The organism is Actinomadura sp. 9N215, assembly GCF_044326345.1.
Lineage (GTDB): Bacteria > Actinomycetota > Actinomycetes > Streptosporangiales > Streptosporangiaceae > Spirillospora.
The window spans coordinates 1-22,896 of sequence record NZ_JBIRBA010000034.1 but is presented as its reverse complement, the minus strand read 5'-3'; the positions used below and the strand labels follow the sequence as shown (position 1 = coordinate 22,896).

The following is a 22,896-nucleotide window of genomic DNA, read 5'->3' as shown; positions in this document are numbered from 1 at the left end:
CGACCTGATGGCCATGCTCTGCGCGGCGGCATCGGCCTTCCTCCTCGCGAGGGGGACGACCCAGGCCACAAAGCGACTTTTGGATCAGTTCCCGCCCCCATCCCGAGCGCGCACACCAACCATCTGGCCCCTGGTCCCCGCCCGCACCCGGGCAGCACCCCACCCCCAACACCCGAACGCCCTCACAACACGTTCGTCGAACCTCACTTCCCAGGGCACGCAGGCAGCTGAGCTCCGAGGTCCCGGTTGGGGCCGGGTCGCATCCCGTCCCCAGGACCTGGGCGCCCTCGCAACAGGTTCGTCGAGCCTGGCTTCCCAGCGCACGCAGGCTGCAGAGTCCCGAGATCCCGGCTGGGGCCGGGCAGTGCCCGGGCGCGATCACCAGGACGCCTCAACGACACACCGAAACTTCACGCTCCAGGGCGCGCAGACCACATGGCGTGCAGCCACCGACGCTGGCCGGGAGAACCCCCAGGGCGCAAACGAACAAAACGAAAGACCAAGTCACGCCACCCACGCGACGCAACTCGGAAGACAAGGACGCGACCGGGCACGGTCGCGACGACCGGAATACGCCCAGCGGCGCGACGTCCTCCTCCGGTGCCTGGCCGCAGGCACAGCAGGAGTGCTTTGCGTAGTGATGCTGGGCGGGATGGTCGGCGGAGTGGTCGGCGTCCTCGTCGCGGCCGCCGTCTGGTGGTCATTCGGCCGCCTCGGGAACGCAGACCGCAGACGCAGACGGGCACGCCTCATCGCCGACCTGCCCGTGGCAGTGGATCTTCTCGCCGCCTGCCTGCGCGGCGGCGCCCCCTGGCACGAGGCCGTTGCCGCGGTAGCGGACGCGGTGGGCGGTCCGCTCGGAGACGAGCTAGCGGCCGTGTCCGTCCAGATCCGGCTGGGAGCCGATCCGGCCGAGGCTTGGTTAGCGCTCACGAAAGAGCCGATGCTCGCTCCCCTGGCGCGCACCGCCGTCCGTGGCGTGTCCACCGGCGCCGCGCTCGCCCCATCCCTGAGCCGCCTGGCACGAGACCAACGACGCGTGGCGCGCACGTCCGCCGCCGCCAGGGCCCGAGCAGCGGGCATCCATGCGCTCGCTCCGCTGGGCCTGTGCTTCCTGCCCGCCTTCGTCCTGCTCGGCGTCGTTCCGGCCATCGTCGGCATCGCGTCCACGATCCTCCTGCCACAGTGACGACTCCCTGGTTTTCCACAGGTTGGCAATCACCCGCGACCCAACCTCCTGACCTAGCAGCCTTGAGAGGAACCACGAACGAAAGGGGCCCGTATGCGGCCGATACAGATGGCGGTGCGGCGATGGTCCAGAATCTGCGGAGACCGAGGGATGTCCACCGCCGAATACGCGGTCGGCACCATCGCCGCCGCTGCCTTCGCCGGCGTGCTATTCAAGATCGTGACCAGCGCGCAGGTGAAGTCGCTGCTCTTACAGATCATCGAGAAGGCCCTCAAGGTCGCCGGCTGAACGACCGCGGGATGGCCACGGCGGAGGTCGCCGTGGCACTCCCCACCCTGGTCCTGATCACCGCGATCGCGCTTTGGGGATTGACAGTCGCCTCCGTCCAGCTCACGTGCACGGACGCGGCCCGAACCGGTGCCCGCGCCGCGGCGAGAGGCGAGTCCCTCACCGCCGTGCGCGAACACGTGGTGAAGGCCGTCCCACCAGGAGCGACGGTAAGGGTGAGCCGAGACGAAGCCACCGTCGAGGTGGACGTCTCAGCATCCGTCAAGCCGCCTGCGGCCGCGGGCCTGCCGGGCCTGACCGTCCACGCCCACGCGACCGCCGCCACAGAACCAGGCGTCCCGCCCGACGAGGCTGAGCTGGCCGGCCGGTAACGAGCCTCACCAGCCGTGCACGCACCGTCCGGCCAGACACAGGCAATGCGGCTAGCGACACCCCGGCGACCGATCGAGCGCCAGCGCCCGCCTCGGCAGGGTCCGCGTCCGCACCGAGTCCGGACGACTGCGTGGGCGGCGGATGACCGGTGCAGCACAAGCGGATAAGCACGAGACGGGAGGTGGCCACGACCTTGGACGCACTGGCGACACAGGCCGACGCGTACGTCGAGAGATTTCGAAAGAGATCGGAAGACGTTGCGCTTCGGACTCTGCTTGTGGCCTGGTCGCCGCGGACGCGGACGCGGACGCGGACGGGGACGCGGACGGGGACGGGGACGGGGACGCGGACGGGGACGGGGGTGGAGGGATGAGGACGAGGATGAGGGATGGAGATCGGATGAGGATGGACGGGGATGGGGCCGGGGCCGCGGGTTTGGGGGTTGGGGCTGGTTCGAGTGCGTTGCGGGCTCGCTCTGGGGCTCCTTCGCACCGCGGGTGGTCGGGCCGCTCTGGGGCTCCTCCTCACTGCGGTAGTCGGGCCGCTCTGGTGCTGTCCCTTGCCGCGGTCTCGGGCGCTCTGGGGTTTCTCCCTCGCCGCGGTGGTCAGGAGCCCGGTGTGATCCCGACCGTTGGCGAGATCCCGATCGTTCAGGGGCTCACGCTGCTCGGCGGGAGTGCGGGCGTGGGCGTGAGCACCGGCGTGGGAGCGCGCCGCCGGTGCGCTGCTGATCGCGCTGCCCGCGCTGGGTCTGTGCGGCGCAACTTGTGGACGATCAGCTGGACCGTCGTCCCGCAGGTGTACTGCATGGCCAGGGGCATCGCCGTCCAGCCGGCGCGGGTGCTGCTCGGGCCAGCCGACCGAGATCACGGCGCTGGGTGCGGCGAGGTCCGCGGCGATGCAGTGATGCTGCGGTTGATGTGGACCGCTGTTGATCGTCGTGGTGGGATGTGGGTTACACGCTGGTCCGGGTGTTGATTGGGCGCCGCTAGTTCGTCGCAACTCGTCGTTCGGGGACGTGACGTGGGCACGGGGCTGCGTCTCCGCCTGGCGGCGCTTTGCTCGTCGGGTCGTCCTGTCCGGGACCGTCCCCCACGTCGCTCAGCGCTGACAAACAGGCAAGGGTGGAGCATGCCGAGATGGTGATCATCGCCGTGCACCCGTCACCCCGTGCACCCGTCACCCCGTGCAGCCGTGCACCCGTCACCCCGTGGAGCCGTACAGCCGTGCAGCCCGTGCAGCCGTGCAGCCCCATGGGACCGGGTTGGCGGTGCTGGTGGTGCAGCGGGGTGATGTGAGTCTTGGCGCGCTTCTCGGAGGGGGTGGTGTTTGGGGAACGGAGGTGTGTTTCTGGTCGGAGTGAGGTGGGGCCTTGGGGTCGTGTCGTGTCCGGTCGGGATGCGGGAATGGAGGGGGCCTGTGATGGATGTTGGTGCTCGGGGGAGGGTGTTCGGGTCGGATCGAGGGTCGGGGACGATCTGGGTGGTGGCCTTCGCCGCTGTCATCTGGGTCGGTGGGGTCGCCGCTGTTGCGGTGGGCGGAGTGCGGGGCGCCCGTCATCGGGCGAACGCCGCGGCTGATCTGGCGGCGTTGGCGGGGGCCGCCCGGGTGGCGGAGGGCGGTGGAGTCGCATGCGGGAGGGCGGAGAGCATCGCGGCTGAGTCCGGGGCCCGGGTGGCGCACTGTCGGGTGCGGGGGGACGTCGTGGAGGTCTCGGTGACCGTCGACGTGGTGGTGCCGATGGGGGTCGGCGCGATGAAGGTGGCGTCGCGGGCAAGGGCTGGTCCTGTGGGGTGAAACGGCGTAGCCTGGCGCGGCAGAGCTCGTTGCACACAGTGTCAATAGGGCGCGGAGGATGAAAACCGGCCTCTTTGTCATCTCTCCGTGACTCTTGCTACCGGGTGGTACGTTACTCTGCCGTAAGCGCATAGTTATCACTCGGCACGTGTGTCCCGCGAGGCCCTCGGCGGGACGAGACGAGCAGGACGTTGTCGAAGGGAATGAGGCCGTGACCATCGCTCGCAGGATCGGTGCGGTCGCTCTAGCGGCACCACTTGCGATGGGTGTTCCGGTACTCGCCACCGTTCCGGCGCAGGCCGCCACAACGGACGTCATCGCTCCCGCGGATGGCGCGGTCATCACGAGCGGGTCCGAGCTGACCGCCAGGGCCCACTTCGACATCGCGCTGACGATGCAGTTGTGGGTCAAGGGGCCTGGGATCGGCAACAAGTTCCTGCAGGAACGATTCCTCACGGGCAACCTGTCCGGTACGTTCCCGATCCGCCGGAACGGCAGCTACACGGTCTGGTTGAGGGGCAAGCAAACCGGTGTCAACTATGGCGACAGCGTCTTCCGCGTGAGCATTGCGCCGGCCGCGCCCACCGGGGTGTCGGCACGGGTGTCCGGAAGCAAGCTTGTCGTGAAGTGGAACCGCGGTCAGGAGGACGACCTCAGCGGCTACGCGTTGTCGGGTTCCGGCGTCCGTTCCACGTCTGGTTCGGTCGGCTCGCTCTGCCGGGGGACGAACTGCTCCGCCAGCCTCGCGATGACCCGGTCGAGCGGGCCGGTGTCCGTGGGAGTACGGGCGCGGCGTCCGGGCGGGTCGGGCGGGTCGCTGTACTCGGGCACTGCTACCGCGAACGCCATGGCCGCAGGTGGTTCCGCGGCGTTGCCGGCGGGCGCCGCGCCGTCCCTCCCCTCGGGCAGCGAAGTGCCGGGGACTGGAACCCCCCTGACGCCGTTCAACGAGGAGTCGCCGGTCACCCTCCCGTCCGTCCAGCCGTACGGTTCGACGCCCGGCTTCACCTACCCGGCGCCCCAGATCGCCACAGACTCGCCGAGGGCTCAGAACGTCGCGGCGACCGACCGGCTCCAGTGGGGCAAGAGTGTGGGCATCGCGCTGATCCTGCTGATCGCCGCCGCGCATCTCGGGACCTGGACGCGCCGTGTGCGCGTCGCCCAAGCGGGGACGAGCAGCAGCGGCATGGCGGCACGCATCGCGCGCGGCGGGAGCGGCCGCAAGCGGGTAAGCCGGGCCCGCCGGCAAATCGCACGTGCTGAAGCTCTCGCCAAGACGGCCCCGGTCGTACTCGTCGACGACAATGCCAAGGACGGGCCAGGCGAGAACCCCGCCAACTCCGCCGGTTCCGCCAACCTTGCTGGTTCCGCCAATCCCGCCAATCCCGCCGATTCCGCTGATCCTGCGGACTCCGATGATGCGAAGTCCGTCGATTCGTCGTCGGGCAAGGTGAAGAGTTCGCGTCGTCCCGCGACGCTTGGCAAGCGTTCCAGTGGCGTGAACGTCCGCATCGCCCAGCCGGCCGCTATCGGTAGGTCTAAGCGCGGCCACCGCCGTAAGTAGTCGCCTTGCTGAGGTGGCGTTGCCTGGGACGACGCAGCGCGGCGCTGGCGCAGCCAGCCGACTCGCCTGGGCGAAGACGACGTGCGGCGCTTCCTAGCCTGATTGCGACGTAGGTGGGTGTGAAGGGGGCGAGCGCTGGGATCGGCCCGGTCGGGTGGTGGGCGTCCCAACTCGCGAGCGCGTGCCGTGGCGGTGCACGTCCCGCGGCCCTGTGGAGCACGTGTGCCGAGGCGGTACACGTCACGGCCTGCCGGGCGCGTGCCGTGGCTCGCCCTCGGGATCGATGTGGTCGCCAGGTCCGAGGCGGTGGACGACGAACGGATCCCGAGCCCGGCCACGTCCAGTCGATGAAGGCGGCAGCGGGGAGCCCGGCTGCTCGACACCGCTGCTGCGATGCGATGTCGCCCGAGACGTTGTGGTGGACGTCGCCAACCGGCCGCTGAGTTGTGAACGGGCGGGCCGCTGCAGGGCACGTCCCAGCGGTGCTGCACGCCGCGGCGCTCGGCGACGAACGCGCCGAAGTGCGGGAAGGATTCGCGCACCGCCGTCGTCGGCCGGACGAGCCGCGGCGCCTGGAGAAGATCGCGATACCTCCTGGACGTTAGGCGGGCAGGTCGGGGTGGACCTGGACCTTGGGCCAGGACGGCCGGGCCGTAGAACTCGCCCAAGGGTGCCCCCAGCGGCGGGTGAGCTGTGGTGGGAGGCCCGACGTGGCGGCTGCCGAATTCTGGTCGGCGACGTGGGCTCTTGCCTCAGCGCGGCGGCGGCGTCGGTGTCGCCGGGCAACTCGCGGTTGGGGCCGCGGACGTCGGTGTGGTGCGGGGCGGTGATGCGGTTGGCGCTGGTGCCCGCTCAGATTGTCGCTGACACTGCTGACTTCGTAGTGCCGACTCGTTGGTGGCGCGATCCTTCCGTTGAGCTTGCTGATTGCGTGGTGTGCGTGTCGGGTTGGGTGTGTTGATGGTCGGCTGGTGGGTTGCTGCTGGAGGTGGGTTTTCAGGGTGTTTTTGTGGGGTGTGAGGGTGTGTTGGGTGGGGATGGGGCGTCTGGTGGTGCGGTCCGGAGGTTGATCAGGAAGGGCTGGCGGCTGGTTTGGGGCAGGGTCTAGGCTGCCTTGCCAGTCGGACCGCCCGGATCGTTCGGCAATGCGTGTCTGTCGTCCGAGACTTCGGCCCTGTCCCGTTCGGGAAGGGCCCGACGGAGAGGAGACCCTCCGCATGATCTTCTTGGGGCTGATCGTGGTCCTCGCCGCCATCGCGGCGGCCGTCGTGGTGGTGCTGGACAACTCGGGCGATGCCCAGCTGACCGCGTTCGGGGACGAGATTCCCGGGATCACGGATCAGTGGCATGTGTTCATGGCCGGAGCCGTGGTCGCGATCGTGTTCATGGTGGGCGTGATGATCGTGGCGCTGGGGCTCAAGCGCGCGCTCGGCATGCGGCGGGAGTTGCGAGACCTGCGGGACGAGCACGAGGAGTCCCTGCAGACGCTGGAGATGGAGCGGCGGAAGCTGCAGCAGGCGCTGGCTCAGGCGCGGCGCGGTATGGACGATCAGCCGTCGGTGCCGGCGCAGCGGGTCGCTCCGAACTGACCGCTAGCGTGCGAGCAGACCGACCGCCAGGAGACCACCGCCAGGAGACCACCGCTAGGAGACCACCGCCAGGAGACCGACCGCCAGGCGACTGCCAGGCGTGCCGGTAGCCGCGCGAGCTGAACGGGCCGGGAGCTGGCCGATCGGGCTGGTAACTGATTGAGCCGGGGAGCTGAGCGGGCCGGGTGGGCTGTGGGACCTGGTGGGCTGTGTGCGGTTGTTGTTGGGCGGGTTGTGTGAGCCGATTGAGTTGGCCGGGCTGCGTGAGCTGGTCGGGTGGGGTATGAGCTGGTCGAGCTGGGTGGGTGCGTGAGCTGATCGATTTGCGTGGGTTGTGTGAGCCCGGTGGGCTGGACGAGCTTGTGACGTTGTTGGGCGGGTTGTGTTAACCGGCCGAGCTGGGTGGACTGGGTGCGTGAGACGGTGGGTGGGGGTTGTTGGGTGGGTTGGGTTATGGGGTTGTGTACTGGGCGGCGCAGGTCTGTGTTGGGGCTATGGGTGTGATGACGTCGATTAGGACGCCGTTCGGGTCGCTGACGATGAAGTGGCGCTGGCCGAAGTCCTCGTCGCGTAGGTGGAGTTCGGGGTGCAGGCCGGCCTGGTGGACGAGCCGTTCCCACTCGGTGTCCACGTCCTCTACCTCGAAGTTCAGGAGGAGCCCCTGGACAGGGGTGCGGTAGGCCTCTGGCAGCGTCGGGTGGGTGTGGTCGAGCAGGGCCAGTTCGTATGGGGACGTCCCAGGGCGGCGCAGGCTCACGTACCAGTCGGCCTCGAACGTCGTCTCGAAGCCCAGCAGTTCGGTGTAGAAGCGGTGGGATTCCTGGAGCCGGCTGGTGCAGATCACCGGGTAGAAGCTCGTCAGTCGCATGGGTTCTCCTTTCGCATACCGTCGGTATGTCAAGCTATAGTTCACGTACCGCTGGTATGTCAAGGAGGGTGCGTGAACGTCAGAGACCGGCAGCGGGAACGGACGCGTGCGGCGCTGTTGCGTGAGAGCAGGCGGTTGTTCGCCACGCGGGGGTACGGCGAGGTGAGCCTCGCGGAGATCGTCGGTGCGGCCGGGGTCACCAAGGGGGCGCTGTACCACCTGTTCCAGAGCAAGATCGAACTGTTCAGGGCCGTCCTGGAGCAGGTACAGGCGGAGGTGGCTCAGACGGTGGCGCAGACCGCCGACGCGGAGGACGACGTCTGGGCGCGGTTCACGGCGGGCTGCCGAGCGTTCCTCACCGCCAGCACCGCGCCGGACGTCCAGCGGATCATGCTCGTCGACGGTCCGGCGGTGCTGGGCTGGAACGAGTGGCGGGCGATGGACGAGTCCGGCTCGGCCCGGCATCTCGGCGATGCGATCGATGAGTTGATCGTGGAGGGCCTGATCGCTCTCCAGCCGGTCGCTCCGTTGTCCCATCTGCTGTCCGGCGCGATGAACGAGGGGGCGCTGTGGCTGGCCGCGTCCGGTGATCCCGAGGCCGGGCTGGACGACGTCTGGCCGCCCCTGGCGCGGATGCTCGACGCGTTGCGCGTTGATCGAGCGACTGGGTAATTCGGGTGGCGGGCACCGTGCCCAGGTGGTGTTTGCCCGGGTTTGCGCTGCGGGTTTGGGGCTGGGGGCTCACGGCTATCCGGCGGCATGGTGCGAGAGCCCCGTGTTTAGGCGGGATGGTGCGAGAAGCCTGTGTTTTGGGCGGGGCGTTCGAGCGTGAGCGGGTGCTTAGAGGGCTTGTGGAGCGGACGAGGCGGTTTCGCCTCCGTCTAGGGGGTGGGGGCTTCGGATAGGAGGACGGCTAGGAGAGTTAGAGCGCCTTGCTTGTCCAGGGGGTCGTTGCCGTTGCCACACTTGGGGGACTGGATGCAGGACGGGCAGCCGGTGTCGCATTCGCAGGACGCGATCGCGTCGCGGGTCGCGCGGAGCCAGGTGGGAGCGTCGGCGTAGCCGCGTTCGGCGAAGCCCGCTCCGCCCTCATGGCCGTCGTACACGAACACGGTGAGGAGCCCGGTGTCCGGGTGGACGGCCGTGGACACGCCTCCGATGTCCCAGCGGTCGCAGGTGGCGAACAGGGGGAGCAGGCCGATGGCGGCGTGTTCGGCGGCGTGGGCGGCGCCGGTGAGGTCGAGGTCGGTTTCGGTGGCGTCCAGGTGGGCGATCTGGGCTTCGGAGAGCGTCCACCAGACGGCGCGGGTGCGGAGCGTGCGGGGTGGGAGGTCGAGGGGTTTCTCGCCGAGCATCTCGCCTGTTTGCAGGCGGCGCATCTGGTAGCCGACGACCTGGCGGGTCACCTCCACGGTGCCGAAGCAGAGGGTGGCGTCGCCCCAGGAGAGGGAGCGGAGCCGTTCGACGATGGCGATGTCGGTGACGTCGCGGGCGGTGGTCGAGTAGTCGGGGTCGGCGGCCTCGACGAGTGCGACGGAGTCGTCCAGGTCGAGGTTCTGGACGATGAACGAGTCACCCTGGTGGATGTAGACGGCGCCGTCGTGGACGGTGGTGTGCGAGGACGCCTCGTCGACGGTGCCGAGCAGGCGTCCGGTGCCCGATTCGACGACCTGGACGGGATCGCCGCCCGCACCCCTGATGTCGGCGAGGCCGGCGGCCTTGTCGCGGCGCGTCCAGTACCAGCCGGCGGGACGGCGGCGGAGGAAGCCGCGGCGGACGAGGTCGGGCAGCAGGTCGGCGGTGGCCGGGCCGAACAGCGGGAGGTCGTCCTCGGTGAGGGGCATCTCGGACGCTGCCGCGCAAAGGTGCGGTTCCAGGACGTACGGGTTGTCGGGGTCGAGCACGGTGGCCTCGACCGGCGTCCCGAAGATCGCCTCGGGGTGGTGGACGAGGAACGTGTCGAGCGGATCGTCCCGGGCCACGAGGACGGAAAGGGACGCTTGTCCGGAGCGTCCGGCCCGTCCGGCCTGCTGCCAGAGGGACGCGCGGGTGCCGGGCCAGCCGCAGACGAGGACGGCGTCGAGCCCGGACACGTCCACCCCGAGTTCTAGGGCGTTCGTGCTCGCCAGGCCGATGAGCGAGCGGGAGCGCAATGCGGCTTCCAACGCGCGTCGTTCCTCGGGGAGGTAACCGGCGCGGTAGGCGGCGACCTGTTCGGCCAAGGGGGGAGCGACTTCGTGCAGAGCGCGCTTGGCGCCGAGTGCCACCGACTCTGCACCGCGCCTAGAACGGACGAACGCGAGCGTCTGAACGCCTTCTACGACGAGGTCGGCCAGAAGGTCGCCTGCCTCAGCGGTGGCGGTGCGCCGGATGGGTGCGCCGTGCTCGCCGCGCAGTTCCGTCAGCGGCGGCTCCCAGAGCGCGAACGTCGCGGGGCCGCGTGGTGAGGCGTCGTCGTCGACGGCGACGACGTCCAGTCCGGTGAGGCGGGACGCGGTCGTCGCGGGCTCGGACGTGGTGGCGGACGCGAAGACGAACGTCGGGTTGGCGTGGTAGCGGGCGCACAACCGGCGCAACCGGCGCAGGACGTGCGCGACGTGCGATCCGAAGACGCCCCGGTATCCGTGCGCTTCGTCGACCACGACGTACCGGAGGCGGCGCAGGAAAGACGACCAGCGGGAGTGGCTCGGCAGGATCGACCGGTGCAGCATGTCCGGGTTGGTCAGGACGTAATTCGCGTGCTGCCGGATCCACGTACGTTCGTCCTGTGGTGTGTCGCCGTCGTACGTCGCCGCCCGCACGCGCGTGAGGTGCAGCGAGCGGAGCGCCCGGAGCTGGTCGGCCGCCAGCGCCTTCGTCGGCGACAGGTAGAGAATCGTCCCCTCGTGGCGAGGATTCTCCTCCTTGTAGATCGCCTCGACGGCCGGCAGCAGGTAGGCCAGGGACTTCCCGGACGCGGTCCCTGTGGCGATGATCACAGAGCGTCCGGCGCGGGCGTGCTCGGCCGCGGCGGCCTGGTGTTCCCAGGGGGCCTCGATGCCCGCCGCGGCCAGCCGTTCGACCAGCAGCGGCGGTGACCAGTCCGGCCATCCGGTGCGGCGGCCCTGACGTGCGGGAACGTTCTCCACATGGGTGATGCGTTCGCGTCGCGTGGGGTCGGCGAGGAGCCGGTCGAGTGGGGGTGCGGATCTTTGGACGCCCATCAGGTTTTCAGTTTGCCAGCCGGGGCAGACATACGGGAACGCCCCGGCGCCGGTGGGCCGGTCCCCCCTGCCTTGGCCATGAGATCAGCAGGTCAGACGGGACGGCGCGAACTTTCGCCCGTGTGGGCGATAACGTGCGTGCACGACGTCGGAGCGTGGTTGAATCACGGCGGAGTCTCGACGGACGGCCACCTCCCGGGGGCTGGGAAAATCGAGATCGGATAGTGCTGCACGGCGCGCTGGAGGATCTGTGGACCTGAAGGTGAACGACTACACCACCGACGATGGCCTCACCGTCATCAACGTGGAGGGCGAGATCGACGTCTACACGGCGCCGAAGCTTCGCGAGAAGCTCATCGACCTGGTCAACAAGGGGAAGTTCCACCTGCTCGTGGACATGGAGAAGGTGGAGTTCCTCGACTCCACCGGGCTCGGGGTCCTCGTCGGCGGGCTGAAGCGGGTGCGCGCCCACGACGGGTCGCTTGAACTGGTGTGCACCCAGGAGCGCATCCTCAAGATCTTCCGGATCACGGGGCTGACCAAGGTCTTCGGCATCCACGACTCGATCGCCGATGCCGAGGAGAAGCGCAAGGGCGCCAAGTAGGCGGCCTGTAGCTGAGATGGCGACCGTTGAACTGTCCTTCAGTGCGCTGCCCGTCCATGTCCGGACCGCCCGGCTGATCGTGACCGCCGTGGCCCGTCGCAGCGGGGTCGCGGAGCCGCTGCTCGACGAGGTCAGGCTCGCGGTCGGCGAGGCGTGCTCGCGTGCCGTGGAGGCGCACCGCCGGCACTGCCCGGACGAGCCCGTCCGCCTGGAGTTGAGCGGCGCCGACCGCCGCTTCGAGGTGACCGTGAGCGACACCGTCCCCGGTGACGACGCGACGGGGGGCCTCCCCACGCCCCCGGACGCGGCGGAGTTCGAGTACGGCCTGGGCGAGGGCACCGCCGAGCTGGGACTGGCCGTCATCGCCGGCCTCGCCGACGACGTGGAGATCGCCGCCACGCCCAAGGGGGTCCAGATCCGGATGAGCTGGCCGGCCGAAGCCGAGGCGACCATCTGACGCGCCCACCCGCAAACCACCGAAGGCCCCGTCCACCCGACGGGGCCTTCGCCGTCCCCGACCCAAATCGCGCTGCCGTCGACCGCGCCCGCGGCCCTGCCCGCACCTGTGACCGCGCCCGTGCCGACGCCCCGTGTGTGCCGACGCCCCGTGTGTGCCGACGCCCCGTGTGCGCCGACGCCTCGTCTGTGTCGACGCCTCGTCTGTGTCGACGCCCGCGTCTGTGCCTGTGCCCGTGTCCACGCCCGCGTCTGTGCCTGTGCCCGTGTCCACGCCCGCGTCTGTGCCTGTGCCCGTGTCCACGCCCGCGTCTGTGCCTGCGTCCGCGCCCACGCCCCGTGCCCGTATCCGCGCCGCGCCCGCGCCCGCGTTGGGGGTCTGTGAGGTGGGCTGGGGTGGGGCAGGTGGGGGTAGTGGGGTGGGAGTTGTGAGAATCTCGGTGAGTTGATCAAGGTTCTGGCGGATTTGGGTCTGGACATATTCCGTGTTAATGCCTAGCTTGAATAGGGCACCGGCGGGGTCGTCGATGTGTCCGCAGTGGTGCGCGCGTGCCGATGTGGCCGCGGGGTAATAGTGGGCTAACCCCTGTTGACCTGCGGAGATGCCGCGTGGAGCGGGTTATGCGGCAAATTCCGGCGTATCGTCTGTTGCAATTCGGCGACATCCTCTTGAAGGGCCGTGCGGCCTTAACATTCGACGGTCGCGTGCGTAGACTCCCGGGACCCGCGCTGCCGTGCGAGGCGTTCGAAATCATGACTCGCGGGGTAACGCGGTAAAGATCGTCTTTTGGGACGGTCGAGATCGCAACACCCCTGTCGAGGAGGACGGATGTCTGCTGGGCTTTCCCTGTCAAGCCCGGCCAGCGCAGAAGTGGATCTCGGCGGCGGCGACCTCTCCCTGGTCGTCGTCGTCGCTGTGATCGCACTGTTGGCACTGGCCGTCGCCGCGGGTCTCGTGCGCGATGTCCTGGCCGCGGGCCAGGGCACCGACAAAATGCAGGAGATCGCGCGAGCCGTTCAGGTAGGTGCGAGCGCCTATCTGAAACGCCAGTTCCGAACGGTCGCGGTCTTCGTCGTCCTGATCCCGCTCGTGCTGCTGCTGCTCCCCGCCGATTCGACCGGTGAGCGGATCGGACGCTCGGTCTTCTTCGTCATCGGCGCGCTGTTCTCGGCCGTCACCGGCTTCACCGGCATGTGGCTGGCGGTCCGCGGGAACGTCCGCGTCGCCGCGGCGGCACGGGAAGAGGGCGGCGAGAAGACGGCGATGCGGATCGCGTTCCGCACCGGCGGCGTGGCCGGCATGTTCACCGTCGGGCTCGGACTGTTCGGCGCGGCCGTCGTCGTCCTCGCCTATCAGGGGGACGCGCCGAAGGTCCTGGAGGGCTTCGGCTTCGGTGCCGCGCTGCTCGCCATGTTCATGCGGGTCGGCGGCGGCATCTTCACCAAGGCCGCCGACGTCGGCGCCGACCTGGTCGGCAAGGTCGAGCAGGGCATCCCGGAGGACGACCCGCGCAACGCGGCGACCATCGCCGACAACGTGGGCGACAACGTCGGCGACTGCGCCGGCATGGCCGCCGACCTGTTCGAGTCGTACGCGGTGATGCTCGTCGCGGCGCTCATCCTCGGCACCGCGGCGTTCGGCACCGAGGGCCTGGTGTTCCCGCTGATCGTCCCGATGATCGGCGTCATCACCGCGGTGATCGGGATCTTCGCCGTGGCGCCCCGCGACGGCGACCGTTCCGGCATGACCGCGATCAACCGCGGCTTCTTCATCTCCGCGGGGATCTCCGCGGTCCTGGTCGCGATCGCCGCGTTCGCGTACCTGCCGTCGTCGTTCGCCGACCTGAGCGGCGTCACCGACCCTGAGATCAGGGGCCTGGACGCCGATCCGCGCCTGGTGGCGCTCGGGGCCGTCGTCATCGGCATCGTGCTGGCCAGCGCGATCCAGCTGCTCACCGGCTACTTCACCGAGACGAACCGCAAGCCCGTCCAGGAGGTCACGAACAGCGCCCGAACGGGCCCCGCGACCGTCATCCTGTCCGGTATCTCGCTCGGCCTGGAGTCGGCCGTCTACACTGCGCTCGTCATCGGCGGCGCCGTGTACGGGGCGTTCCTGCTCGGCTTCGGCAACACCACCGTCGCGCTGTTCGCGGTAGCGATGGCCGGGACCGGGCTGCTGACCACGGTCGGCGTGATCGTGTCGATGGACACGTTCGGTCCCGTCTCCGACAACGCCCAGGGCATCGCCGAGATGTCCGGGGACGTCCAGGGCGAGGCCGCGTCCATCCTGGAGCGGCTGGACGCCGTCGGCAACACCACCAAGGCGATCACCAAGGGCATCGCGATCGCGACGGCGGTCCTCGCCGCGACCGCGCTGTTCGGCTCGTTCCGGACGACGGTGATCTCCGCGCTGAACGACGCGTCCGCCGACGCCAAGGACGCGCTCGGCGACTTCAGCGTGTTCAGCCTGTCGATCGACCAGCCGAACGTGCTGATCGGGCTGATCATCGGCGCCGCGGTCGTGTTCCTGTTCTCCGGTCTGGCGATCTCGGCGGTGGGCCGCGCGGCCGGACGCGTCGTGGTCGAGGTGCGCGAGCAGTTCCGCACCAAGCCCGGGATCATGGACTACACCGAGAAGCCCGACTACGACCGGGTCGTGGACATCTGCACCAGGGACGCGCAGCGCGAGCTCGCCACCCCCGGGCTGCTGGCCATCATGACCCCGATCGCGGTCGGCTTCGCGCTCGGCTACGCGCCGCTCGGCGCGTACCTGGGCGGCGCGATCGCGGCGGGCGTCCTGATGGCGGTGTTCCTCGCCAACTCCGGCGGCGCCTGGGACAACGCCAAGAAGCTCGTCGAGGAGGGCCACCTCGGCGGCAAGGGCAGCCCCGCGCACGAGGCCACCGTCATCGGCGACACGGTCGGCGACCCGTTCAAGGACACCGCGGGCCCCGCCATCAACCCGCTGATCAAGGTGATGAACCTGGTCGCGCTGCTGATCGCGGACGCGGTCGTGACGTACGCGGGCAACACCGCCCTGCGCATCGTCGTGACCGCGTTCTCCGTGGGCGTCGTGGTGGCCGCCATCGTGATCTCCAAGCGGCGCGCCGACCCGATCGCCGAGCCCGCCCTCGCGGGCGGCGCTCCGGCACCGTCCGCCACGGAGAGCGGCGAGGCCGAGGGCGGCGCCATCGAGGAGGGCGCTCCCGAGGAGGCGGCGGTCGGCGCCGACTCCAACGGCGCCCCGGCCGAGTCGGGCAGCGAGGAATCGTCCGCCAACAAGGCCTGACCCGTCCAACCAGAGGGGCCGGTGGCAATCCGCCACCGGCCCCTGTTTATTGCGTTTCTCTCCTCCTTCGGGCCTTGGCGGCCCTCCATCGTCGAGAAACGCTGTGCGATCGCTGCTGTGTTTGTTGCGGCGCACTCCTCCTTCGGGCCTTGAGGGCCCTCCATCGTCGTGCACCGCGCGCGATCGCTGCATCGCTCCGGCTCGCCTGGCGGCTCGCTGCGCGATCAGGTTTCTCGCAGGCTCGAAACCTGCCTTCGGTCGCGATCGCAGGCGTTGAGGCTGTCGCGGGGTTGCTGTGGTGGCTGGGGTGGTCAGGGGGCGACCAGGGCGGCGAGGCCCCAGATGGCGAGGAGGATGGCGAGCATCGCGCCGAGCATGATCGCGAAGCCCTTCGGCCCCGACATCGTCGACTTGCCGCCGCTCGTCACAGCGCCTCCCGCTTTCCCTGCTTCCGCGTCCGGTCGCCGGACGCCGTGTCGGGTACAGGGTATGGCCGGGTCCGCGCAGCCACGACAGCGCACCGGGCGTTGAGCGGCATCCCGTTTCGCGGCGGCAGCGACCACCGCCGCAACTACGCGACAGCCCAGACCGTCGCGGCGGCATCCCGTTTCGCGGTGGCAGCGACCACCGCCGCAACCATGCGACAACCTGAACCGTCGCGGTCGCGTCCGAAGGCAGGCTTCGAGCGAAGCGAGAAACCTGATCGCGCAGCGAGCCGCCAGACGAGACGAAGCGATGCAGCGATCGCGCGCGGTGCACGACGATGGAGGGCCGCCAAGGCCCGAAGGAGGAGTGCGCCGCAACAAACACAGCAGCGATCGCACGTGTTTCTCGACGATGGAGGGCCGCCAGGGCCCGAAGGAGGAGAGAAATACAATTGAATAATGCCGACGCTCATCGTGCTCCGTCATGCCAAGGCCGTCGCGGGGCTGGGGATTCCCGATATCGACCGCACCCTCAACGACCGCGGGCGGCGCGACGCCGCGGCGACCGGGGCGTGGCTTCGGGTGAACGACCTGGTCCCCGATCTGGTGCTGTGCTCGACCGCCGCGCGGACGCGGGAGACGCTCGCGCTGCTGGACGTCGACGCCGAGGTGAGCTTCGAGTCCGGGATCTACGACAACGATCCGGACGGGCTTCTCGATCTGGTGAGCCGGTCCTCGGACGATGCAGGACGCGTGCTGCTGGTCGGGCACAACCCGTCGGTGCACCAGCTCGTCCACGATCTGACCGGGGAGGCGCCGGACGCCTTCCCGACCTGCGCGCTCGCGGTGATCGACCTGCCGGGCGCGTGGACGGACGTCCGTCCCGGCACCGGAACCCTCCGCACCGTCCGCAACCCGAAGGACTGACACCGGCCCCGCATCCGGCTGAGAGTGCGTTAGGGGGGCGGTTCGGCGGATGTGAGGGCTGACTCGATGAGGGTGCCGGTGTCGCGGCGCAGTTCCCTGATCGTGTAGCGGGTCCCTGACACCTGGAAGAGGGCGTGCTGGACGGGAGTGAAGTCGTCCCCGGTGGCGCCCGACTTGATCTCGGCGCGGCGGCGGCGGGTGAGCGTGGACAGGTGGGTGTCGAGGTCGGCCAGTTCCTCGCTGAGCTCCTCGGCGGGCATGGCGGCGGCCTTCGGATCGAGGTTCTCCACGTCCTCCAGCTCCTCGGCGGCCTCTTCGAGCTCGTCGGCGAGCCGGTCGAGGATCTCGGGGATCGGGCCGGTGTCCACGGCCTCCTCGCGGGACAGCCGCGCGACGGCGATGAGGTGGTCGCGGGTGCGGTGCGCGGCGTCCACGGCGGTGCCCAGTTCGGCGATCAGCTCGGTGTCGGGGAGCCGCTCCTGGCGGAGCCGGGTCCGGGTCTGGGCGACGGCGTCCGCCGACCGGTCCGCCGCGGTGATCGTCTCGTTCGGCAGCCGGACGATCTCCCCGGCGAGGACGTCCGCCGTCGTCCGGACGAGCCGGGCGTGCGTGCCGAGGAGGCGTCCGAGCTGGACGGGCAGGCGTTCGAGGTGCCCGGCGGGCCACAGCAGCCGGACGGCGAGGTACGTCATGAGCGCCCCGGCGAAGGTCAGCACGATCCGCTCGCCGGCGGTCAGCCAGTCGGCGGGGGTGGAGAAGTCGAGGAGCATCATCGCCAGTGGCGTCCCGAACAGCGCCCAGTACGTGTAGTTCACGGCGCGCATCGTGAATCCGGCCAGCGCGGAACAGAAGATGATCACGGCGACGGCGGGCTCGTCGGGGGCGAGCGTCAGGATGACGGCCGCGACGACCGACCCTGCCGCGGTGCCGCCGACGCGCTGGACGACGTGCTCGACCGTCTCGCCGTAAGTGGCGCGCAGGCTCAGCATCGCGGTGATCGTCATCCAGTGCCCGTGCGAGAGGCCGAGCGCGGCGGCCAGCGCCATCGACGCGACGGCGATCACGAAGACGCGCGCCACCTGCCGGAACATCGGCGAGCGGGTGCGGACGGCGCGGCGCACGCGGGCCCAGACCGGCAGCGGGTCGAGCGTCTCCGGCATCCTGGGCGCGCCGAACCCGAACCGCAGCCCGCCCGCGACGACGCGCCGCGTGGACGCGACCTCGCCCGCGATGCGCTCGATCGACCGGCGCACCTGGCCGATCAGCGAGACCGCGACGAGGTCCTCGTCCCCGGCGAGCCCGGCGCGCCTGATGTGCTCGGCGGCCCGTCCCATCCGCCGGACGGCCGCGGACTCCTCCCTGCCGAGCGGCGCCTCGCCCGAGGTGGCGACCGCGCCGGACAGCAGCCGCAGCCGCGCCGCGAGCGCCGAGATCGCGGTCTGGGTCTCCAGCTCCCAGTCGCGGTCCGGCGGATAGTTCTTGGCGGCCTCGACGACGGCCTGGAGCGTGACGGTCTCGTGCAGGACGCGTCCCAGCGCGTCGATCAGCCGCTCGGGCCGGGTGGGGTCGCCGCCTCCGGACCGGTACAGGCCGTAGGTGGTGCGGGCGGCGGCGAGCGCCTCGGACGCCGCGCGCCGCTTGACCTCCCAGTCCGGGAGGCGGGTGACGGCGAGCAGGTCGGGGTTGGTGAGGTCGACCGCGTCCAGGGGGGTGCTGTCGGGTGCGGCGACGTCCTGCGCGACCGCGTCCAGCGCCTCCGCGACCGCATCGGCGGCCTCGCTCAGCGCCGCCCGCAGCGGACGCAGCCGCCGCGCCGGCCAGGGCGCCAGCAGCAGACCGGCGGTGAGCAGCCCGCCGATCAGCTCCAGCAGTCCGATGGCGACGACGTCGGCGGACGGCGGCCGGACCGCGCTGAGCAGCACCGCCAGCCCCGCCGTCGGCCCGATCCGAGGGACGGCGACGCCGAGCGCGATCAGCGGCGGCACGACGATCACGGACGGCCACGTGTGCCCGGCCAGCAGCCCGCCCACCGTCGACCCGACCGTCACCACCAGGACCCCGACGGCAAGATCCCGCGCCCGCGCCCCGTAAGGCCCTTCCGGCGTACGAAGCGCGACCAGGTACGCGCCCAGCGCGATCATGGAGCCCTGCGCCCCGTGCCCGGTCAGCGCCCCAACGAACAGCGGCACGGCCATGGCGAGCGCGGCGGCCACCCCGTACATGGGCGCCGCGGGCCCGCCCACCCGGGCATAAGCCCCCCGCGCCCGCCTGAACATGATCAGTGTCTACCCAGGGGGGCGACCCCCTGGAACCCCCGTCACCGGCCGGCGAACCGTTTCCCGAGCCGCTGGCGCGTCTCGTGAAACGGCGCTTCCAACCCAGGGGGACGACCCCCTGGAACCCCCGTCACCGGCCGGTGAACCGTTTCCCGAGCCGCTGGCGCGTCTCGGGAAACGGCCCCCCGGCCGTCGGGCCGTGCGACCTCCGGCGCTGGGCGCCTCCGGCCGCACGACCCGTGGGCCCGGCTTGGGTCTTGTCCAGAGAGGGTGTTGTGGCTCGTCCTAGGGCTGCGTTCTTGGATGTGCACCGTTTGGCGTTCTTGGGGCGGACCTTGGCCGGGGTCACGGGCAGGCGCGCGGAGCGAGGGCTGCGAGCGCAGCGCGCATGCCCGTCGAGCCGGGCGACCGCAGCGCCACGTCACACACCCGCACGGTCGCGACGACCTCAGCCGTGGCGTGAGGATCGACCGGCTCGTGACGGGGGTTCCAGGGGGTCGTCCCCCTGGGCGTCAAGCGCGTCGGCGGCTTCCACTTCCTCGTGGGAGATGCCGAGGAGGAAGACGATCGTGTCGAGGTAGGGGACGTTGACGGCGGTGTCGGCGGCCTCGCGGACGACGGGCTTGGCGTTGTAGGCGATGCCGAGGCCGGCGGCCTGGAGCATGTCCAGGTCGTTGGCGCCGTCGCCGATCGCGACGGTCTGGCTGATCGGGACGCCGGCCTCGCGGGCGAAGCGTTCGAGGGCGGCGGCCTTGCCCGCGCGGTCGATCACCGGTCCGTCGATCCGGCCGGTGATCTTGCCGTTGTGGATCTCCAGGGTGTTGGCGGCGGAGTAGTCGATGCCGAGATCGTCGACGAGCGCGTCCGTGACCTGGGTGAAGCCGCCGCTGACGATGGCGAACTTGTAGTCGAGGCGCTTCAGCGTCCGGACCATCGTGCGGGCCCCGGCGGCGAGCTGCAGCTTGTCGCGGACGTCGTCGATGGCGGACGCGTCCAGCCCCGCGAGGAGCGCGACCCGTTCGCGGAGGGAGCCCTCGAAGTCGAGCTCGCCGCGCATGGCGGCCTCGGTGACCTTGGCGACCTCGTCGAGGCAGCCGGCGTGCTGGGCGAGCAGCTCGATGACCTCGCCCTGGATGAGGGTGGAGTCGACGTCCATGACGATGAGGCGCTTGGCGCGGCGGTGCAGGCCGCTCTGCTGGACGGCGACGTCCACCTGCTGCTGCGCGGCCTCGGCGGCGAGACCGGCGCGGAGGGCGTCCGGGTCGGCGCCGGACACGTCCATCTCGATGCAGGTGACGGGCGTGTGCGCGAGCCGCTCGATGCGGTCGATGTTGGCGCCGTGGGCGGAGATCCGGCCGGAGATCCCGGCCATGGCGGCGGGCTTCAGCGGCGCGCCGAGGACGCTGACGTGCAGCCGTCCGCTGCGTTTCGGCGTCCGCTTGTTGCGGCCCGTGGAGAGCTCGATCTCCATGTCGAGGTCGTTCGCGACGCGTTCGGCGGCGTTCCACACGCGGCCGATGTCGGCGCCCTCGGCGTAGGCGAGCAGGACGCCGAGGACGAGCCTGCCCCTGATCACGACCTGCTCCACGTCGGCGACGGTGAGCGGGAACTCGGCGAGTGTGGTGAAGAGGCGCGACGTCACGCCGGGGCGGTCGCGTCCGGTGAGCGTGATGAGCAGCGTGCGCTGCGCTGACCCGTCCATAACTGCTCTCAACGGTACCGGCCGAGAAACGCGCCCCGTGCGCCCGGCCCCACCCGTAGCCTTCAGGGCAGGATCAGGTTCGAGTCGCCGAACTCGTGCCACAGGTAGCGCTCGGCGAGGGCGGCCTCGTAGGTGGCGTTCAGCAGTTCGCCGCCCGCGATGGCGGTGAGCATCATCAGGTGGGACGACTTGGGTTCGTGCAGGCCGGTGATGAGGCCGTCCACGGCCTGGACGCCGTGTTCGGGCGTCACGATGTGCTCCGTCCAGCCTTCGGACGCCTGGACGTGTCCAGAGGCGTCCACGGACGTCTCCAGCGCGCGGACGGCGGTCGTGCCTACGGCGATCACCCGTCCGCCGCGCGAGCGGACGTGCCTGACCAGCGCGGCCGTCGGTTCCGGCACCTCGTACCGCTCCGCGTACGGCGGTTCGTGCGCCTCGGGGGACGCGACGCCGGTGTGCAGCGTGATCGGCGCCATGAGGACGCCCCGCGACACCAGGCGCGTCACCAGTTCGGGCGTGAACGGGCGGGCGGCGCTCGGCATCTCGGCGCTGCCCGTCGACCGGTCGGTGGCGAAGACCGTCTGGTAGGCGGCGGGCGGCCAGTCGCGGCGGACGTACCCGTACCGGATCGGCACGCCGTGACGCCGCAGGTAGGGGACGACGTCGGTGCTCAACCGCGCCTGCCAGAGCCGGTCTGTGTGCCGTCCGACCAGGGTGAGCGTGGCGCCGCCTGGCAGCGGGATCCATTCGCCTGGACAGCCGCCCGTGTAGGGGTGGCTGGCCTTGCCGGTGAGGCGGCGGAGCTCGGTTATCCACAGGCGGTCGTCCGCGCCCGGGACGGGGGTCGAGAAGTGGACACTGATTCTGTCGAGCCGGACGGCGGCGGGCAGCGTGGACGACGTGTTGACGACCAGCAGATCCCCGGGGGTGAGCAGTGCGGGCAGATCGCGGAACTCGTGATGGGAGACCTCGCCGGTGGCGCGGCGCGAGACCAGGAGGCGGACGCCGTCGCGGGTCCGGCCGCGGGCCTCGGGGGGCTCGTGGGCCTCCAGGGCGGTGGGAAGGGTGAATTCGACGGTCATTTCGTGACCTCCAGCCGGAGAGCGGCGATCACGCCGAACGCGGCGATCGCGGCGAACAGCGCTCCGGCGGCGGCGAGGCCCGTGCCGAGCCTGTCGGCGCCGAAGCCGGCGACCAGCGCGCCCGCGACCCCGACCACGAGGGACGAGCCGAGCGTGTCGCTGATCTGCAGCGAGGACGAGTTGACGCCCTGCTCGTCCGCGGCCGACAGGTCGAGGAGCAGGACGGAGAGGCTGCCGATGGCGAAGCCCATCCCGGCGCCGCCGATGATCCACGCGGGTGCGGCCAGCCAGCCGGACACCTGGAGCGCGACGGCGGCGGCGACGATCCCGGCGGTGACGAACCCGGCGCCGAGCAGCGCGTAGAACTCGCGCGACCGCTTCGACCTGGCCTGGATCTGGGACGCCGCCGACCAGCCGAGCGCCCCGACCGTCAGGACGACCCCTGCCTGCGTGGCGCTGAAGTCGTGCAGCCGGGTCAGCGCGAGCGGGATGAACACGTCGGTGCCGAAGAACGCCCCGGACAGCAGGCCCCGGACGAGGATGACGCTCGGCAGTCCGCGGCGGAGCCGCAGCGTCCCGGCGGGCAGGAGCCTCGGCAGCCCGAACGCGAGGCCCGCGAGGCCAGCGACGGCGGCGAGCGCCATCGTCCAGCCTGGCCTGTCCAGACCGTAAAGGAGGATTCCGGCCCCGGCCGCCACGGCGACGGCGGCCACGTAGCGGGCCTTGCCGGTCGGCGGGGCGGCGTCCACCGCCTTGATGCCGCGCAGCGCGGGCACCAGCAGCAGCGTCGGAGGGATCACCAGCGGGACGAGTCCGAGGAACACCCACCGCCAGTCGACCTGCTCGGCGACGAGCCCGCCGACCGCCGGGCCGATCAACGACGGGAGCACCCATGCCGCCGACAGCGCCGCGAACACCCGGGACCGGAGCTCCTCCGGATAGACGCGGGCGATCACGACGTACATCGCGACCAGCGAGACGCCCGTGCCGAGGCCCTGCACGGCGCGTCCGGCGACGAACAGCCACATGGACGGCGCGGCGCCCGCGATCAGCAACCCCGCGACGAACGTGCCGAGCCCGATCATGAACGGCCGGACGGGCCCGGACCGATCGATCCACCCGCCCGCCAGCACGGTCGACAGCAGGCTCATGATCAGCGTGGCGCTGAAGCCCCACGCGTACAACGCCAGACCGTCCAGGTCGCTCGCGACCACCGGCATCACGGTCCCGACGGCCATGCTCTCGAACGCCAGCAGCGTGACGAC

17 protein-coding genes are annotated in these 22,896 nt (G+C 70.6%); 11 read left to right on the top strand and 6 right to left on the bottom strand.

Translation table 11 applies throughout. The features are described from left to right. The first annotated feature begins 652 nt into the window (after window positions 1-652). The 6 genes from ACH34T_RS38140 to ACH34T_RS38115 all read left to right on the top strand — a co-directional run bounded on the left by ACH34T_RS38140 (window position 653) and on the right by ACH34T_RS38115 (window position 6,799). Window positions 653-1,189 carry a type II secretion system F family protein gene (locus ACH34T_RS38140; protein ID WP_396025860.1) on the top strand — a complete coding sequence of 179 codons (537 nt, stop codon included), beginning with the start codon at window positions 653-655 and terminating at the stop codon, window positions 1,187-1,189. Between the two features lie 108 nt (window positions 1,190-1,297). Then, window positions 1,298-1,477 carry a DUF4244 domain-containing protein gene (locus ACH34T_RS38135; protein ID WP_396025940.1) on the top strand — a complete coding sequence of 60 codons (180 nt, stop codon included), beginning with the start codon at window positions 1,298-1,300 and terminating at the stop codon, window positions 1,475-1,477. 11 nt (window positions 1,478-1,488) lie between these two features. Then, window positions 1,489-1,848 (top strand): TadE family type IV pilus minor pilin, encoded by a 360-nt coding sequence (locus tag ACH34T_RS38130; protein ID WP_396025859.1) that lies wholly within the window; start codon window positions 1,489-1,491, stop codon window positions 1,846-1,848. A 1,399-nt stretch (window positions 1,849-3,247) separates the two neighbouring features. Next, a complete protein-coding gene (locus tag ACH34T_RS38125) occupies window positions 3,248-3,646 on the top strand; it encodes an Rv3654c family TadE-like protein (RefSeq protein WP_396025939.1) in 399 nt (132 codons plus the stop codon). Between the two features lie 211 nt (window positions 3,647-3,857). Then, the gene (locus ACH34T_RS38120) at window positions 3,858-5,210 is read left to right on the top strand and encodes a hypothetical protein (protein WP_396025858.1); all 1,353 of its coding nucleotides are present in this window, start codon (window positions 3,858-3,860) and stop codon (window positions 5,208-5,210) included. A gap of 1,217 nt (window positions 5,211-6,427) precedes the next feature. Next, on the top strand, window positions 6,428-6,799 hold the full coding sequence (locus ACH34T_RS38115) for a hypothetical protein (protein WP_396025857.1): 372 nt from the start codon (window positions 6,428-6,430) through the stop codon (window positions 6,797-6,799). A gap of 451 nt (window positions 6,800-7,250) precedes the next feature. On the opposite strand, the gene ACH34T_RS38110 is transcribed toward ACH34T_RS38115, so the two are convergent. After that, on the bottom strand, window positions 7,251-7,667 hold the full coding sequence (locus ACH34T_RS38110; protein WP_396025856.1) for a VOC family protein: 417 nt from the start codon (window positions 7,665-7,667) through the stop codon (window positions 7,251-7,253). A 72-nt stretch (window positions 7,668-7,739) separates the two neighbouring features. Here ACH34T_RS38110 and ACH34T_RS38105 point away from each other — a divergent pair, with 72 nt between their 5' ends. Next, on the top strand, window positions 7,740-8,339 hold the full coding sequence (locus ACH34T_RS38105; RefSeq protein WP_396025855.1) for a TetR/AcrR family transcriptional regulator: 600 nt from the start codon (window positions 7,740-7,742) through the stop codon (window positions 8,337-8,339). 209 nt (window positions 8,340-8,548) lie between these two features. Here ACH34T_RS38105 and ACH34T_RS38100 read toward each other — a convergent pair whose 3' ends face one another. Next, window positions 8,549-10,870, bottom strand: a complete 2,322-nt coding sequence (locus tag ACH34T_RS38100) for a DEAD/DEAH box helicase (RefSeq protein WP_396025854.1) — start codon at window positions 10,868-10,870, stop codon at window positions 8,549-8,551. A 250-nt stretch (window positions 10,871-11,120) separates the two neighbouring features. Between ACH34T_RS38100 and ACH34T_RS38095 the strand changes: the two genes are divergently transcribed. The 4 genes from ACH34T_RS38095 to ACH34T_RS38080 all read left to right on the top strand — a co-directional run bounded on the left by ACH34T_RS38095 (window position 11,121) and on the right by ACH34T_RS38080 (window position 16,571). Next, window positions 11,121-11,474, top strand: a complete 354-nt coding sequence (locus ACH34T_RS38095; protein WP_026402937.1) for an STAS domain-containing protein — start codon at window positions 11,121-11,123, stop codon at window positions 11,472-11,474. A 16-nt stretch (window positions 11,475-11,490) separates the two neighbouring features. Beyond that, the gene (locus tag ACH34T_RS38090; RefSeq protein WP_396025853.1) at window positions 11,491-11,931 is read left to right on the top strand and encodes an ATP-binding protein; all 441 of its coding nucleotides are present in this window, start codon (window positions 11,491-11,493) and stop codon (window positions 11,929-11,931) included. A gap of 828 nt (window positions 11,932-12,759) precedes the next feature. Next, window positions 12,760-15,219: a sodium-translocating pyrophosphatase gene (locus ACH34T_RS38085; protein WP_396025852.1), complete on the top strand. Its 2,460-nt coding sequence runs from the start codon at window positions 12,760-12,762 to the stop codon at window positions 15,217-15,219. Window positions 15,220-16,103: 884 nt separating this feature from the next. After that, entirely contained in the window at window positions 16,104-16,571 is a 468-nt protein-coding gene (locus tag ACH34T_RS38080) for a SixA phosphatase family protein (RefSeq protein ID WP_396025851.1), read from the top strand. A gap of 29 nt (window positions 16,572-16,600) precedes the next feature. On the opposite strand, the gene ACH34T_RS38075 is transcribed toward ACH34T_RS38080, so the two are convergent. From ACH34T_RS38075 to ACH34T_RS38060, 4 genes are all read right to left on the bottom strand, one after another. After that, window positions 16,601-18,847: an FUSC family protein gene (locus tag ACH34T_RS38075; RefSeq protein WP_396025850.1), complete on the bottom strand. Its 2,247-nt coding sequence runs from the start codon at window positions 18,845-18,847 to the stop codon at window positions 16,601-16,603. 448 nt (window positions 18,848-19,295) lie between these two features. Continuing rightward, window positions 19,296-20,549, bottom strand: coding sequence for a phosphoserine phosphatase SerB (serB, locus tag ACH34T_RS38070; protein ID WP_396025849.1), 1,254 nt, complete (start codon window positions 20,547-20,549; stop codon window positions 19,296-19,298). Between the two features lie 62 nt (window positions 20,550-20,611). Beyond that, the gene (locus ACH34T_RS38065; RefSeq protein WP_396025848.1) at window positions 20,612-21,631 is read right to left on the bottom strand and encodes an S-adenosylmethionine:tRNA ribosyltransferase-isomerase; all 1,020 of its coding nucleotides are present in this window, start codon (window positions 21,629-21,631) and stop codon (window positions 20,612-20,614) included. Beyond that, a partial coding sequence (locus ACH34T_RS38060; RefSeq protein ID WP_396025847.1) for an MFS transporter occupies window positions 21,628-22,896 on the bottom strand: 1,269 nt, incomplete at its 5' end. The genes ACH34T_RS38065 and ACH34T_RS38060, both read right to left, overlap by 4 nt.